This is a genomic window from Pseudooceanicola profundi, assembly GCF_050897955.1.
In the GTDB taxonomy this organism is placed as follows: Bacteria; Pseudomonadota; Alphaproteobacteria; order Rhodobacterales; family Rhodobacteraceae; genus Pseudooceanicola.
The window spans coordinates 2,049,380-2,063,440 of sequence record NZ_JBPAXZ010000001.1 but is presented as its reverse complement, the minus strand read 5'-3'; the positions used below and the strand labels follow the sequence as shown (position 1 = coordinate 2,063,440).

The following is a 14,061-nucleotide window of genomic DNA, read 5'->3' as shown; positions in this document are numbered from 1 at the left end:
TCGGTCGTCACTGCCCGAGCCTGTCTAGCAGGGCAGGCACATGGACCTGATCGGATTTATAGTTGCCTGTCAGCACATGCATGATGAGGTTCACACCAAAACGGTAGGCGATCTCTCTCTGACGTTCGCCGGCATAGCCGCGGCCCACGGGCACCATCGGTTGACCGCGTTCATCGACGGCCCAGGCGGCGGCCCAGTCGTTGCCGCCTATGACAACGGGGGTCACGCCATCGTTCAGGTTTCGGAAGGGCATGCCCTCGATCAGCTCGGCATCGGGCGGTGAGGCTTCGACCCAGACATCGCGGCCGGCATGGCGGCCCGGAAAATCCCGCAGCAGGTAGAAGGTGCGGGTCAGGACATGGTCCTCCGGGACCGGTTCCAGCGGCGGAATGTCGAGCGGTGCGGCCAGGGCCTGCAGTTTGCGACCATTGGGGCCGGAAGTCCCGAACCCCGCCACGTCCGAGTCGCGCGTGTCGAACAGGATCATGCCGCCGGTGCGCAGATAGTCATTCAGGCGCTGGTACGCCTCGGGCGAGGGGGTCGGCTGATCCGGAGTTATGGGCCAGTAGAGGAACGGGAAAAACGCGATCTCGTCGGTTTCCAGATTCACCGCCATCGGCTCTGCCGGTTCGACAGAGGTGCGGAAGGTCAGGATCTGACCAAGACCGCGCAGCCCGGCCTCGGCCAAGTCGTCGACCCGGGCATTTCCCGTCACGACATGGGCAAGAACGACCTCGGACGTGGCTGCGATCGCCCGTTGGGCATCGCCGCTGTCCTGGGCTCGCGCCTGTCCGACAGGCAGCGCCGACAGGGCCGCGCACAGGGCCAGGACGGTGGTCGTGGCACGGGCCCGCGCCGGGCCGGTCAACCGTCCGGACAGCGCCAGCGTCGCCACGATGTCGATCGCCAGCACCAGAAGGGCCAGCGCCAGAAGCCAGCCGCCCAGCGGTGTTTCCTCCGCGCGGGTCAGACCTTCGATCCGCAGACGGGCAGGCCAGGATGCGGGGGCCAGGGTGTCTTCGGCCTGAATGACATTGCGGGCCAGCGTCCGATCCGTGCCTTCGTAGAGCCCGGGCTGGAGGTTCGGGCCCAGCGGTGCCCCGATCAGGTCTTCGCCAGCGACGCCGGGCAGGGTCCCGGCCGGTTCCAGCCGGCCGCTCGCCGTCAGCAACTGCGCCGGTCGCCAGGTGGTGCCGGCAAGCTCTGCCGCTTCGGGGCGGGCAATGGCGGAGGACACCGACAGCCGTTCCAGCATCTGCACAAAAAGCCCGGAGAGAGGCAATGTCGACCATTCGGCATTGGCCGTGACATGGAACAGAACCACCTGCCCCTGTCCGATCTGCTTGCGGGTGACGAGAGGTGTCCCGTCGGTCAGCCGTGCGATGACACGTTCGGCCAGGGACGGGTCGGGCTGGGCCACGACCTGCGAGGACACGGTGACATCCTCCGCTACGGTGAGGCCGGCAAAGGGGCTGGTCGTGTCGAAGGGGGCGAGTGTCTTGAGCTCTCCCCAGCTCATCGTGCCGCCGACGTTTCGGCCACCGGCGCGCAGCCGGACGGGCATCAGCGGGTCCTCGGTATCGCGGCTGATGTCAGAGGCGGCCAGCCGCGGCCCGGCAAAGCGGAGCAGCATGCCGCCCTCTTCCAGCCAGTCGAGGATCTGGTCCGTCTCGCCCGACGACAGGGTCGCGGCATCGGCCAGCACGATGACGTCCGGCTTGGCCGGCAGGATGTCGGACAGCGGGCCTTCCAGCAGATCAACAGAAGGTTCGAGCGCCCGGCGCAGATAGTGCAGGGGGGAGAGAAGGTCGAGCGTCTCTCCGTCCTGGCGAGCGCCGATCAGGGCGACTTCGCGGCGGCGCAGACTGTCGTCGGACAAAGTTGTGGCGCCCGCCGTATAGGTGCCGGCGATGGCGAGGTGGCTGACACGGGCGCGAAGCTCGGCGGGCAGGGAAAGGGCTGCCTGCGCCTCTGTCGCCTGATCCTGGAAGGACAGGGGCAGGCTGGCCAGGGTGCGCATGGTGCCGGAGGGGTCGCGCCCCATCGCCTGCACCGTGATCTCTGCCGGGCCGAGCGCGAGCGGGCGCAATGCGGTGACCTGAAGCGCGCCATCCTCTACCGTGACAGGGCGCAGCGCGTAGGTGGTTTGCGCGGTTTCGTAGATCGTTACGGTGCCGTGGTCCTCCAGCGCGGTCAGCAGCGGGGTGCGGCCCAGATAGTCCAGCCCGTCGGAGAGCCAGTAGGTGTCAAAATCGCCTTCCGGCAGCGATTCCGCTGCGGCAACCATCATCTGCACCGTCGGGGCCCAGGCCCGCGGGGCGAGGCCAGGCAAACGGCTGCGCAGCGTGTCGGCGGGGCGGAAGGTGACCTGTTCCGGCGTGGTCAGGCGCAGGATCGCGGCGGTGCGCCCGGCGCGGCCCGCTTCGGCCAGCACGCCGTCGAGCATATCGGCGCTTTCGTCCCAGTCGCGGGCCGCGGCCCAGGAGCCGTCGAGCACGATCAGCAGCGGGCCGGATCCCGTCTCCGCCTCTTCCTGCGGGTTCAGGATGGGGCCGGCGAGGCCGATGATGACGGCGGCGACGGCCAGCATCCGCAGGAGCAGCAGCCACCAGGGCGTCCGGTCAGAGACGCTTTCGTCATCCGTCAGACCCAGCAGCAGGGCCACGCCGGGGAAGCGGCGGCGGATCGGGGCAGGCGGCACGGCGCGCAGCAGAATCCAGAGGATCGGCAGCGCCGCGAGGGCCAGCAGCAGCCAGGGGGCCGCGAATCCGATGGGGCCGAGCGTCATGAGGTCCCCCTGTCGAGCGCCTGATAGACCTGCAGAAGGGCGGTCTGGGCCGAGGCATCCGTGTGATGCAGCAGATATTGCCAGCCAGTTGCCTGACAAAGAGTTAACAGGCGGTCCTTCCGTTCGGCGAGCCGCTGCAGGTAGCGGTCGCGCAGGTCGCTGGCCTTCAGCGTCTCATGGCTGAGCGTGCCGCCAACGGACTGGAAAATGGTGCGGCCCTTGAAGGGAAAGGCCTCCTCGCTGGGGTCGAGAACCTGTAGCAGAATACCGCGCATGCCGCGGTCGGCGGCCTTGGTCAGGCCCAGCTCGACCTCTTTCAGATCGCCGAGGAAATCCGACACGAACAGCGCACGGGCGTTGGGGATCATGGCGCGGTGTTCGGGCACACCGTAATCGCCCGCATCGGGGACGGAGAAGAATTCGGCCAGACGCAGGATCTGATTGCGGGCCCGGCGCGGCGGCAGCAGCGTGCCGGTCAACCCGACGCGTTCGCCGCCCCGGATCAGCAGAACGGCGGTGGCCAGCGCCAGAAGGCGGGCGCGTTCGGATTTCTCCGGCAGTTTGTCGTCGGAGGTGAAGCGCATCGACGCGGCCTGATCGACCCATAGCATAACCGACTGGGCGATCTGCCATTCCCGTTCCCGTACAAACCGGTCGTCGGAGCGGGCAGAGCGGCGCCAGTCGATCCAGCGGCGCGGGTCGCCCGGCTGAACCGGGCGGTATTGCCAGAAATCATCCCCGAGCCCGGCGCGGCGGCGGCCATGATCGCCCAGCAGAACCGTGCCCGCCAGATGTTCCGCCCGCGCCAGAAGGGGCGGGAAGCTGGCGGCTTCGGATTCGGCGCGTTGCCTCAGGGATTGGGGCGTGGTCAAGCTGCGGCCTCTGCGCCGGTGACGGTGGCGGCGGTCTGGTCGATCAGCGCCGACAGGCTGTCGCCACGGGCGCGGGCGGCGAAGTTCAGGCCCATGCGGTGCGACAGGACCGGGCGCGACATGGCGATCACGTCTTCGGTCGAGGGCGCGAGGCGGCCGTTCAGCATGGCACGGGCGCGGACGGTCAGCATCAGCGCCTGCGCGGCACGGGGGCCGGGGCCCCAGCTGACGGTTTCGCGGACCCGGGCGCTGGCGGTCGGATCATCGGGGCGGCAGGCGCGGACCAGATCGAGGATCTGTTCGGTCACGCTGTCGCCCACGGGCATGCGGCGGAGGAGCTGCTGCGCCTCCAGCAGTTCCTCGGCCGAGAAGACCTGATGGGACTCATCCTCCTCGGCGCCGGTGGTGGCGAGAAGAATCGCCTTCTCCGTCTCCCGGTCCGGGTATTCGACGTCGATCTGGACGAGGAAGCGGTCAAGCTGCGCCTCGGGCAGGGGATAGGTGCCTTCCTGTTCGATCGGGTTCTGGGTGGCCAGAACGTGGAAGGGACGGCCCAGCGGGCGGTCTTCACCGGCCACGGTCACACGGCGTTCCTGCATGGCCTGCAGCAGAGCCGACTGGGTACGGGGCGAGGCGCGGTTGATCTCATCCGCCATCAGAAGCTGGCAGAAGATCGGCCCCTGCAGGAAGCGGAAGGCGCGGGAGCCATCGGCGGCGGTTTCCAGCACTTCGGAGCCGAGGATATCGGCGGGCATCAGGTCCGGGGTGAACTGGACGCGCTTGCCATCGAGGCCCATGACGGTCGACAGCGCCTCCACCAGACGGGTCTTGCCGAGGCCGGGAAGACCGATCAGCAACCCGTGGCCGCCGCAGAGCAGGGAGGCGAGCGTCAGTTCGACCACCCGTTCCTGACCGATGAAGCGACGCTCGATGGATTTGCGGGCCTCCGACAGTTTCTCCTCGACGGCTTCGATCTTGGCGACGAGGTCTTCGTCGGTGGCAGTGGCGCTCATGGCAAAGTCTCCGGCAGGCCCTATAGTTGTGTTGAGTGTATCGCGACCCTGACGAATGGCAAAAGCAATGACTGCACAAAATACCGTGAAACCGGATGCGGAGGGGATTGCTGCCTCTGCAAGGGCAGCCTCCAAGGGGCGGGGTCTGCCGCCTGTTCACAAGTGGAACCCGCCGGATATGGGCGAGATCGACATGCGGATCGCGCGGGACGGGACGTGGTTTCATGAAGGCACGCCGATCAACCGGCCCGAACTTGTGCGCCTTTTTTCGACAATCCTGCGCAAGGACGGGGATCGGTACGTGCTGGTCACGCCGGTGGAGAAGGTGGGAATCACGGTTGAGGATGCGCCTTTTGTCGCGGTGGACTTTGAAATGGAAGGCGCGGGCGAGGGTCAGCTGCTGCGATTCCTCACCAATGTCAGCGATGCGACAGAGGCCGGCCCGGATAAGCCCATCCGCGTGGAACGGGATGATGAGACCGGGGAGCCCGCGCCCTATGTCATGGTGCGCGACGGGCTGGAGGCGCTGATCGACCGCAAGAGCTTTTACCGGCTGGTGGAGATCGGCGTGCATCATGAGGTCGGGGACGAGCGCTGGTTCGGGCTCTGGTCCGGCGGGGCATTTTTTCCGCTGATCCCGTCGGATGACCTGCCGTCGGCCTAGCCCGGCGTTGACAGTCGCGGGTGGTGCGGTCTTTCCTGCGCGCGACTGGGGAGTGTCGCGTGAAGCTCTGCGCCAATATCTCGTTTCTGTGGAAGGACCTGACGCCTGGCAACCGCATCCTCGCGGCGGCTGCGGCGGGGTTTGATGGCGTCGAGATCCTGTTTCCCTATGATCTGCCCGTACCGGAGATCAGGGATGCTCTGGACCAGACCAAGCTGAAACTGGCCCTGATCAACTGCCCGCCGCCGAATTATACCGGCGGGGCGCGCGGGTTTGCTGCGGTGCCGGGGGGCGAGGAGCGGTTCCGCCATGATTTCCGCCGTGCGTTGCGCTATGCCCGCAGCCTGAAGGCAGAGCATCTGCATATCATGGCAGGCGTCGCGGAGGGGCCGGAGGCGGAGGCCTGTTTCGTGGAGAACCTGAGCTGGGCGGCGGGCGAGGCCGGTGGGTTCAGCCTGACGATAGAGCCGATCAATCCGGTGGATATGCCGGGCTATTTCCTGGGGAGTTTCGATCTGGCGGCGCGGGTGCTGGATGCCGTGGCGGCGCCCAATCTTGCGCTTCAGTTCGACGCCTATCACGCGCATCGCATCACCGGGGATGTGGCCGGGACCTGGGCACGTCACGGGCATCGTGCCCGCCATATCCAGGTGGCGGATCATCCGGGACGGCATCATCCGGGCAGCGGCGAGATTGATTTCACCGGGTTTTTCGATGCTTTGCGCGCGGCGGGCTATGATGGCTGGATCAGCGGCGAATATGTGCCGGATGGATCGCCGGAAACCGGTCTGGACTGGCTGGCGCAGGCCCGCGGGGGCGGTTCCTGACAGGAGGCTGTCAGGAGGGCTGTGCGAAGAGGCGGGCATCTGAACTACCACGAAAGGACAGCCAGATGACTATGACAACCGTATGGGTCGAAATCCCGGTCCGTGATCTCGACCAAGCGACGGAGTTTTACAACACCGTCTTTGGATGGGACATGGTGCCCATGATGATGGGGCCGGAGCGGGTCGCGGCTTTTGGGCGTGACGGTGTGGGCGGCAACCTGACCACCTCCGGCACGCCGGGGCAGGGGCAGGGCAATGTCATCTACCTCGAAGTGCCGGACAGTCTGGAGGTGGCGGCGGAACGAGCCATGGCCGCCGGGGCCACAGGGCAGGAGGGGCCGGTGAGCCTGCCGAAAGGGGCCTATATCACGCTGCTGGATCCGGACGGGAACCGGATCGGGCTGTTCAAAACGGCCTGAAATCTGCCGACGACCGAACCCTCCTGACAGAAGGCTGTCAGGAGGGGTATGACAGAGAGGTGTCACTGCAACCCAACCGGAGTGACTGACATGAGTGACCGCGCAACAACTGTCTGGACCGAAATCCCCGTGACCGACCTCGACCGGAGCATGGAATTTTACGGCAAGGTCTTTGACTGGACCATGACCAGGGACGAGACGGGTCCGAACCCGACTGTCGGCTTCAACGCGCCGACCGCCGGCATCCACGGCCATCTTTATCCCGGGCGGCCCGCCGTGTCGGGCACCGGGCCGACGATCCATCTGGCCGTGCCGGATTCACTGTCGGCAACCACCGACCGGTTGAAACTGGCGGGCGGCAAGGTCGTCATGGGGCCGATCGAGATCCCGGTCGGGACCTTCACCTATTGCGAGGATCTTGACGGCAATTCCATCGGGCTTTTCGAGGCGAAGGCCGCCTGATGCGCAGAGCCGACCGCCTGTTCCAGATCGTCCAGTATCTGCGGGGCGGCCGGCTTGTCACCGCCGCCCAGCTTGCGGAGAAGCTGGAGGTGTCTGAACGCACGATCTATCGCGATATCGCCGATCTTGTCGGCTCCGGCGTGCCTGTGGAGGGCGAGGCCGGGGTCGGTTACGTGATGCGGGCGGGCTATGACCTGCCGCCGCTGATGTTCACCCAAGATGAGATCGTGGCACTGGTGGCAGGTGCACGCCTGCTAAGGGCCTGGGGCGGGATCGCCATGGCCGCGGCGGCGGAAGAGGCGCTGGTCAAGATCAATGCCGTGCTGCCGGATGATGCGCGGTCGCGCGCCGACAAGGTGCAGATCCATGCGCTGTCCGTGGCGCCGCCGTCGGATGAGGTGCGCGAGAGGCTCGACCGGATCGAGGCCGCGATCGAGGCGCGGGTCCTGCTGGAGACGCGCTATACCAAGGAGGACGGGGCGGAGAGCACGCGGTGCCTGCGTCCGCTGGGCCTTTTCTTCTGGGGGCGGGTATGGACCCTGGTCGCCTGGTGCGAGCTGCGGCAGGATTTCCGCAATTTCCGCGTCGACCGGTTTACGGATATGTCGGAAGGGGAGCGGTTCCGGGAGGAGCGGTCGAAATCCCTGCTGGCCTTTTACGAGATGCAGCGGCGCTGCGGCATTCCCCAGCCACGGACGATCTGACCCATTTCAGTGCCCGATGGCGGGGGCGTTCTGACAGGCCTGTGCCTCCGGCTCGATCTCGATCACCGAATGGTGGATGTGGAAGCGTTCGGCGAGCAGGGTCTTGACGCTCTGCCGGACCTTATCGCCGGTGCCGTCTTTCTGAACGATGTGCGCCTCAAGCGAGGTTTCGTGTTCCTGCATGTGCCACAGATGCATGTGGTGCACGTCCAGCACGCCGGGGATGCCTCGCAGGTCCTTGATGACCTCTTCGGCGGAGGGGGAGGCAGGGCTGCCCAGCATCAGGATCCGGATGACCGGCATGATCTCTGACCCGGCATGCCAGAGGATATAGGCAGCGATGCCCAGCGTCACGATCGGGTCGATCAGCCGCCAGTCGTAAAGCAGGATCAGCGTGCCCGCGACGATCACGGCGACGGAGCCAAGCGCATCGGCCACGTTGTGCAGGAATGCGGCGCGGATGTTCACGCTGTCCTTCGCCATCCGCATGGTCAGCAGCGCGGTGATGGTGTCGATCACCAGCGCGATTGCTGCGACGATCACCACGGTCCATCCCTCCACCGGCTGGGGAGAGATCAGCCGGGAGACGCCTTCGACAGCCAGCCAGACGGAGACGGTGACCAGCGTGGTGTAGTTGATGAGCGCGGCCACGACCTCTGCCCGGCCATAGCCGAAGGTCATCGCGGCATCGGCGGGACGGCGGGCGATCTTGCGGGCTGCAAGCGCCAGCACGAGGGAAATCGCATCGCTGAGGTTGTGCACCGCATCGGCAATCAGCGCGAGGGAGCCGGAGAAGAGCCCGGCGATAATCTGCGCCACCGTCAGCAGGATATTCACCCCGACGGCCATGATCAGGCGGCTGTCGCCACCCTCGGCCGGGATATGATGGTGGTGATGGTGGCCGTGATCGTGGGGCATGGGCTCAGGTGACATGGTTGCGGCGCAGGGTGCAAGGGTCGGGCCAGCGACCTGCCAGTGTCACGCCGCCGCAGCCTGCCCTGCCGCTGCCAGCTGACTGTTGTTGTCACGCGCGGCGTGGGCGGCGGCCACAAGGGCCGCGAAGATCGCGCGCTGACGACGGGCGTAGAACAGATGCTCCGGGTGCCACTGGACCCCCAGGGCGAAGGGTTCCTGCGTGCTCTCGATCGCCTGAACCATATGGCCGGAGTCGCGTGCGGCGACGCGGAGGCCGTCGCCCAACCGGTTGACCGCTTGTGAATGCAGGGCGTTCACCCGCATTTCCTCTGGCCCGGCGATATCCATCAGGCGGGTGCCGGGCTGCACCTGAACCGATTTGCGGGGCAGGATAGTGCGGTAATGGCGGCTGTCCGAATGGGTGGCATAGGCGTCCTGATCAAGGGCGCCGCCAAGGGCCACGTTGATCATCTGTGCACCCCGGCAGATACCGAGCACGGGTTTGTTCTGCGCGCGGGCCTCGGTCACAAGGCGCCGTTCCAGCGCATCGCGGGCCGGGTCGAGCCGGGCGGAGGCCATGAGGTGTCCTCCGTAAAGCTCGGGCGAGATATCGTCGCCGCCGCCGATGATGATGCCATCCACGCTGCCGATATCGGCCGGGCGACCTGCGCCCCAGCGGACAGCCCGGCCACCGGCCAGCCAGACGTTCAGGGCGACCAGCGGAAAGATGCGCCAGCCCGACCTCTGCGAGGTTGTGACGCCGATCACGGGTTTGCTCATGCAGCGGCCTCGTCTTTCAGAAGACCGGCCTCCGCCAGGATGTCTCCGCAGCGTTCCGCCCAGGGTCTGCGGCGGAGGGTAACCCGGTGGTGGGCGTCGTCCCATTCCTTCATCAGCCGGGCCAGCAGGCCCTCGTCTTCGGCCACCTGTTCGACCATGCGCCAGCGACCCCATTCCTGCCGGATCGACCACTCGGGATTGTCGATCTGGCAATCGGGCAGGCGGAAGTGGAAGGCGGGGCGACCTTTGACGGCGCTTTCGCCGCCGGTGGCCCTGTCGACCGCATCGGCATCGAGCCAGGCAAAGATCGGCAGCATGTCGAGGCCGTAATTCCGCGATGGCGCCTTGTCGAGGTAGATGTCCATCGCCCTTTCGGGGGTTACGAAGCCCTCGTCGCAGAAGGCCTGCAACAGTTTGGTCGGGTAGGGGTCCGTGAAGGGCAGCAGGCGACGGCTGGGGTCGATGGGGCGATTGTCGCGCATCCAGTCCTCGATCAGCGCGTAGGCGTAGAGAGGATGGGCGATATGCTTGGCCTCTGTCCCGGCGAGCGCGGGATTGAGGTGCAGGCCAAACCCGTAGGCGAGGCCCGCACGGGTCCCTTCGGCGCCGGCCTCACGCAGGGCCACGCGGAGGCGGTCGATATCGGCCAGACCTTCGAAGGTCAGCGGTTCGGAGACGATCTCAACCGGGATCACCTCCTTGCCGAGGTCGAGTCCGATGTCGCGCAGGCGGGAGGGTTCGGCATGGCGCAGCGCGGTATCGAGGTAGATTTCCAGAATGCCTATGCTGGACCCACGCACCTCCCATTCGCGGTCGGCGGTCTGCACGGCATGGCCGTCCAGCGCCTCGGCGGCGATGCGGGCGGTTTCGTCTATGTCGAGCCCTGAAAATTCGAGCTCTACACCTGTCTTGCGGCGTCTGCCCTCGTGATCGGTCTCACGGGGGAGCGGGGGAAATGCGGGTTCCATCGGGCCTCCTTGCGGGGGATCAACGCGACCCCCGCAGGCAGGTTCCCGCTTAAGCGCTGTCTCAGCCGAGCCCGGCTTCGGCTGCGATTTCCTTGCGCGACTTGCGGGCCCGTTCGGTGGCCGATTTCAGCTGTCCGCAGGCGGCCATGATATCCTCGCCACGCGGGGTGCGGATGGGGGAGGCATAGCCCGCCTTGTGCACGATATCGGCAAAGCTTTCGATCCGCGCCCAGTCGGACCGGTCATAGGGTGCGCCGGGCCATGGGTTGAACGGGATCAGGTTGATCTTGGCCGGGATGCCCGAGATCAGCTTGACCAGGCGGCGGGCGTCGGCGTCGCTGTCGTTCACATCCTTCAGCATCACGTATTCAAAGGTGATCCGTTCCGAATTCGACAGGCGAGGATATTCGCGCAGCGCGTTCAGCAGCGTCTCGATATTCCAGCGCTTGTTGATCGGGACCAGCTTGTCGCGGACCTCATCCGTGGTGGCGTGGAAAGAGACGGCCATGAGACAGCCGATCTCCTCGGCGCATTTCGCGATCTCGGGCACGACGCCGGAGGTCGAGAGGGTGATGCGGCGGCGGGAGAGGGAGATACCCTCGTTATCCATGGCGATATTCATCGCGTCCCGGACATTGTCGAAATTGTAGAGCGGCTCGCCCATGCCCATCAGCACGATATTGGACAGCAGGCGCGTCTCGTCCTTGGGCGCGCCGGGTTCGGGCCATTCGTCCAGATCGTCGCGGGCCACCATGATCTGGCCGACGATTTCCCCGGCGGTGAGGTTGCGGACCAGTTTCTGCGTGCCGGTATGGCAGAAGGAACAGGTCAGGGTGCAGCCCACCTGGGAGGAGATGCAGAGCGTGCCGCGATCGGTTTCCGGGATATAGACGGTCTCGACCTCATGCCCGCCGGCGATGCGCATCAGGTATTTGCGGGTGCCGTCGGCAGAGACCTGTTTCGTCACGACCTCCGGCAGCTCGATGATGAAATGCTCGGCCAGTTTGGCGCGGAAATCCTTTGCGAGGTTGGTCATCAGGGCAAAGTCGCGCACACCCCAGTGGTAGATCCACTGCCAGACCTGATTGACCCGCATCTTCACCTGTTTTTCGGGCGTGCCCATGTCGATCAGGGCGTCGCGCAGGGCATCCCGGGTCAGGCCAATGATGTTCGGCTTTCCCTCCGGCAATTTGCGGGGAAGGGTCATCACATCCTGCGTGATCGGCGCGGCGGCCGGGGTCTGGGGCGCATCGGTCATGGGCTGGCTCCTGGGGCGAAGGTGCTGCCTATAGCGGATTCGGGGCGTTTTGGAAACTCCCATGGGCCGGTGCTCACGCCCACATGAACAGCCTGCGGATTGGAGCACCCGCCCGGCGGCACGCCGGGCAGCGCCCGACCGCCCCCATGGGCGGGCGCTTCGCGTCCGCCAGCGGTCCGGCTCTGCCCTTATCGCAGACGTCAGGCCGATCCGAAGGAACGGGTGCTCAGCTCAGCATCAGCACGATGCCGAGGATCCCCGGCAGGGCCTGCAACGCGGCGCCCGCATAGGCCGTACTGGTTGCGGCCAGGGTCACGCCCGCAGCCGCCGCAAAGGCGAAGATGAACATGGCGAGGACCAGCCCGCCTTCCGCGCCGCCCAGAAACACCGCGACCAGCCCGCCCAGGGCGATCATCAGGTTGTAGACGCCCTGATTGATCATGAGCTTCTTCATCGCCGTCGCCTCTGTCAGCGGATCGAGCGGCGAGCCGGGGTTCACCTTGGCAATGAGGCCCCGGTGCAGCGCGGGCTGCATCCAGAGAAAGGCCTCGCCCACGAAGGCCAGAACATGGAACAGGATGACGATCCAGAGCAGGATCAGAACCGCAGCAGACATGAAAACTCCCCCCGAACTTGCAACAGTCACGGGAGGAGCATGTCCATTTCGCAGAACCCTGTCGAGGGCCCTGTCACATCACTTGCAGCGGCTCTCCGCCTCCGTCACCGCGGCGGTAAAGCCGGAGAGGGAGAAGGTGTCCTTGGTCTGGGTGCCGCGTGACGAGCGGCCCGTGACAACGGCAGAGGCTCCCGCCTTCATCGCCGCGACGATGCTTGCATCCTGCGTCTTGTTCTCCGGCCAGGCCCATTCGCCCTGGGTGATCAGGTCGAAGTTCTTGCCATCCACGTTCAGCGTCACGGTGGAGCCCGGCGCAAAAGGGTAGCCGCCGGTGAAGGTGACCTGCGCATCCACGCCCGCGGTCGGGCGGAAGAAGGTCATCAGCAACATCTGTGACCGGGTCACGGTCACAACCTGACCGTTCTTGGTATTCACCGTTTCCTTGGGCGCGGCGACGGCCCAGCATTCTTTGGGATCGGCCTCTTCGTAGACTGCCCAGTCCTGCTGTTCGCTAACGATATTCTCACTGACCTGCTGCGCGGATGCGGCACCTACGCTGACGGCTCCGATCACGGAAGCCGCGGTCAGGCACAGCATTTTACCGAAATTCATGTTGTCCAGCCTCCAAGCTGTCCTTGCCTCTGTCTTTGCCCAGTCTGTGCCGCTACCGGTCCCGGCATCATGCCGCTGAGCTTGTCCTCGACTTTGCTACAATAGACCTATAGTCGCCACTGACGAAAGAGCGATCGGCTGAATTTTGCATAAGGATTCCGTGAATGTCGACATCCGTTGAACTGGCGCAGCTCTGGCGCGGGGGGATCCTCGAAAGCCGGCACATGGGCCACGCGGTCATCTGCAACGGCGCGGGCGAGATCGTGGAGAGCTGGGGCGACCCCGATCTGATCATGTTCCCGCGGTCGTCGTGCAAGATGATCCAGGCTCTGCCGCTGGTTGAGGGCGGGGCAGAGCTGACGGAAAAGCAGCTGGCGCTGGTCTCTGCTTCCCATAATGGGGCGCATATTCATACAGATGCGGTAACCGACTGGCTGTCGTCGATGGGTCTGGACGAGGGCGATCTGCGCTGCGGTCCGCAGGAGCCTGCCGATCTGGAGGCGCGGGACGGGCTGATCCGCGCCGGGGAAAATCCCTGCCAGCTGCATAACAACTGCTCCGGCAAGCATGCCGGATTCCTGATGCTGAACCAGCGGCTGGGTGGCGGGGCCGAATATGTGGAGGTCGACCACCCCGTTCAAAAAGCCGTGAAGGGGGCCATGGAGGACGTCTGCGGCGAGGATGCGGCGGGCTATGGCGTCGACGGATGTTCGGCGCCGAACTTTGCGGTGACACTGGCGGGGCTGGCGCGGGGCATGGGCTACTTCGCCTCCGCTCACAAGCGGAGCGATGCGCGGTCGCAGGCGGCGGCGCGGATCGTCACGAGCATGGGCAAATTCCCGGAGATGGTCGCGGGCGAGGGTCGGGCCTGCACGGCGCTGATGCGCGCCATGGGTGGCCGGGTGGTCGTGAAGACCGGGGCGGAGGCGGTGTTCACCGCGATCCTGCCGGAGCAGGGCCTGGGCATTGCTCTGAAAGTTTCCGACGGCACGACGCGCGGGGCCGAACTGGCCATCGTTGCGCTGCTGATCAAGATGGGCGTGCTGGACGCCGAAAGCCCGGTCGCGCGGACCTACTGGAACGCAATCCAGTACAGCCGTCGCGGCATCGAGGCCGGGATCCTGACGCCGGGCGCGGCCTTCGCCTGAACCCGGCGCCCTGGC

At 66.0% G+C, this 14,061-nt stretch carries 15 protein-coding genes; 6 read left to right on the top strand and 9 right to left on the bottom strand.

The window, feature by feature from the left end; genetic code table 11:
• Positions 1-7: 7 nt before the first annotated feature.
• The 3 genes from ACRARG_RS10335 to ACRARG_RS10325 are packed head-to-tail and all read right to left on the bottom strand — an operon-like array spanning position 8 to position 4,673.
• Entirely contained in the window at positions 8-2,788 is a 2,781-nt protein-coding gene (locus ACRARG_RS10335; protein WP_432689928.1) for a DUF4159 domain-containing protein, read from the bottom strand.
• A complete protein-coding gene (locus ACRARG_RS10330) occupies positions 2,785-3,660 on the bottom strand; it encodes a DUF58 domain-containing protein (RefSeq protein WP_432689927.1) in 876 nt (291 codons plus the stop codon). The genes ACRARG_RS10335 and ACRARG_RS10330 overlap by 4 nt, the downstream gene beginning before the upstream one ends.
• On the bottom strand, positions 3,657-4,673 hold the full coding sequence (locus ACRARG_RS10325; protein ID WP_432689926.1) for an AAA family ATPase: 1,017 nt from the start codon (positions 4,671-4,673) through the stop codon (positions 3,657-3,659). The genes ACRARG_RS10330 and ACRARG_RS10325 overlap by 4 nt, the downstream gene beginning before the upstream one ends.
• 67 nt (positions 4,674-4,740) lie before the next feature.
• Between ACRARG_RS10325 and ACRARG_RS10320 the strand changes: the two genes are divergently transcribed.
• The 5 genes from ACRARG_RS10320 (at position 4,741) to ACRARG_RS10300 (ending at position 7,749) form a co-directional block, all read left to right on the top strand.
• Positions 4,741-5,337, top strand: a complete 597-nt coding sequence (locus ACRARG_RS10320) for a DUF1285 domain-containing protein (protein WP_432689925.1) — start codon at positions 4,741-4,743, stop codon at positions 5,335-5,337.
• A 59-nt stretch (positions 5,338-5,396) separates the two neighbouring features.
• Positions 5,397-6,164, top strand: coding sequence for a hydroxypyruvate isomerase family protein (locus ACRARG_RS10315; protein ID WP_432689924.1), 768 nt, complete (start codon positions 5,397-5,399; stop codon positions 6,162-6,164).
• Between the two features lie 65 nt (positions 6,165-6,229).
• The gene (locus ACRARG_RS10310) at positions 6,230-6,583 is read left to right on the top strand and encodes a VOC family protein (RefSeq protein ID WP_432689923.1); all 354 of its coding nucleotides are present in this window, start codon (positions 6,230-6,232) and stop codon (positions 6,581-6,583) included.
• 90 nt (positions 6,584-6,673) lie between these two features.
• Entirely contained in the window at positions 6,674-7,045 is a 372-nt protein-coding gene (locus ACRARG_RS10305) for a VOC family protein (protein WP_432689922.1), read from the top strand.
• Positions 7,045-7,749: a helix-turn-helix transcriptional regulator gene (locus ACRARG_RS10300; protein ID WP_432689921.1), complete on the top strand. Its 705-nt coding sequence runs from the start codon at positions 7,045-7,047 to the stop codon at positions 7,747-7,749. The genes ACRARG_RS10305 and ACRARG_RS10300 overlap by 1 nt, the downstream gene beginning before the upstream one ends.
• Positions 7,750-7,755: 6 nt before the next feature.
• Here ACRARG_RS10300 and ACRARG_RS10295 read toward each other — a convergent pair whose 3' ends face one another.
• The 6 genes from ACRARG_RS10295 to ACRARG_RS10270 form a co-directional block, all read right to left on the bottom strand.
• A complete protein-coding gene (locus tag ACRARG_RS10295) occupies positions 7,756-8,667 on the bottom strand; it encodes a cation diffusion facilitator family transporter (RefSeq protein ID WP_432689920.1) in 912 nt (303 codons plus the stop codon).
• A gap of 60 nt (positions 8,668-8,727) precedes the next feature.
• The gene (locus ACRARG_RS10290; protein WP_432689919.1) at positions 8,728-9,444 is read right to left on the bottom strand and encodes a gamma-glutamyl-gamma-aminobutyrate hydrolase family protein; all 717 of its coding nucleotides are present in this window, start codon (positions 9,442-9,444) and stop codon (positions 8,728-8,730) included.
• Positions 9,441-10,412, bottom strand: a complete 972-nt coding sequence (locus ACRARG_RS10285; RefSeq protein WP_432689918.1) for an amidoligase family protein — start codon at positions 10,410-10,412, stop codon at positions 9,441-9,443. Before ACRARG_RS10285 ends, ACRARG_RS10290 begins: the two co-directional genes overlap by 4 nt.
• 61 nt (positions 10,413-10,473) lie before the next feature.
• On the bottom strand, positions 10,474-11,670 hold the full coding sequence (gene rlmN, locus ACRARG_RS10280) for a dual-specificity RNA methyltransferase RlmN (RefSeq protein ID WP_432689917.1): 1,197 nt from the start codon (positions 11,668-11,670) through the stop codon (positions 10,474-10,476).
• 226 nt (positions 11,671-11,896) lie between these two features.
• Positions 11,897-12,286, bottom strand: coding sequence for a DUF1304 family protein (locus ACRARG_RS10275; protein WP_432689916.1), 390 nt, complete (start codon positions 12,284-12,286; stop codon positions 11,897-11,899).
• Between the two features lie 78 nt (positions 12,287-12,364).
• On the bottom strand, positions 12,365-12,898 hold the full coding sequence (locus ACRARG_RS10270) for an invasion associated locus B family protein (protein ID WP_432689915.1): 534 nt from the start codon (positions 12,896-12,898) through the stop codon (positions 12,365-12,367).
• A gap of 164 nt (positions 12,899-13,062) precedes the next feature.
• Here ACRARG_RS10270 and ACRARG_RS10265 point away from each other — a divergent pair, with 164 nt between their 5' ends.
• Positions 13,063-14,046 carry an asparaginase gene (locus tag ACRARG_RS10265; protein ID WP_432689914.1) on the top strand — a complete coding sequence of 328 codons (984 nt, stop codon included), beginning with the start codon at positions 13,063-13,065 and terminating at the stop codon, positions 14,044-14,046.
• The last annotated feature ends 15 nt before the right edge of the window (positions 14,047-14,061 follow it).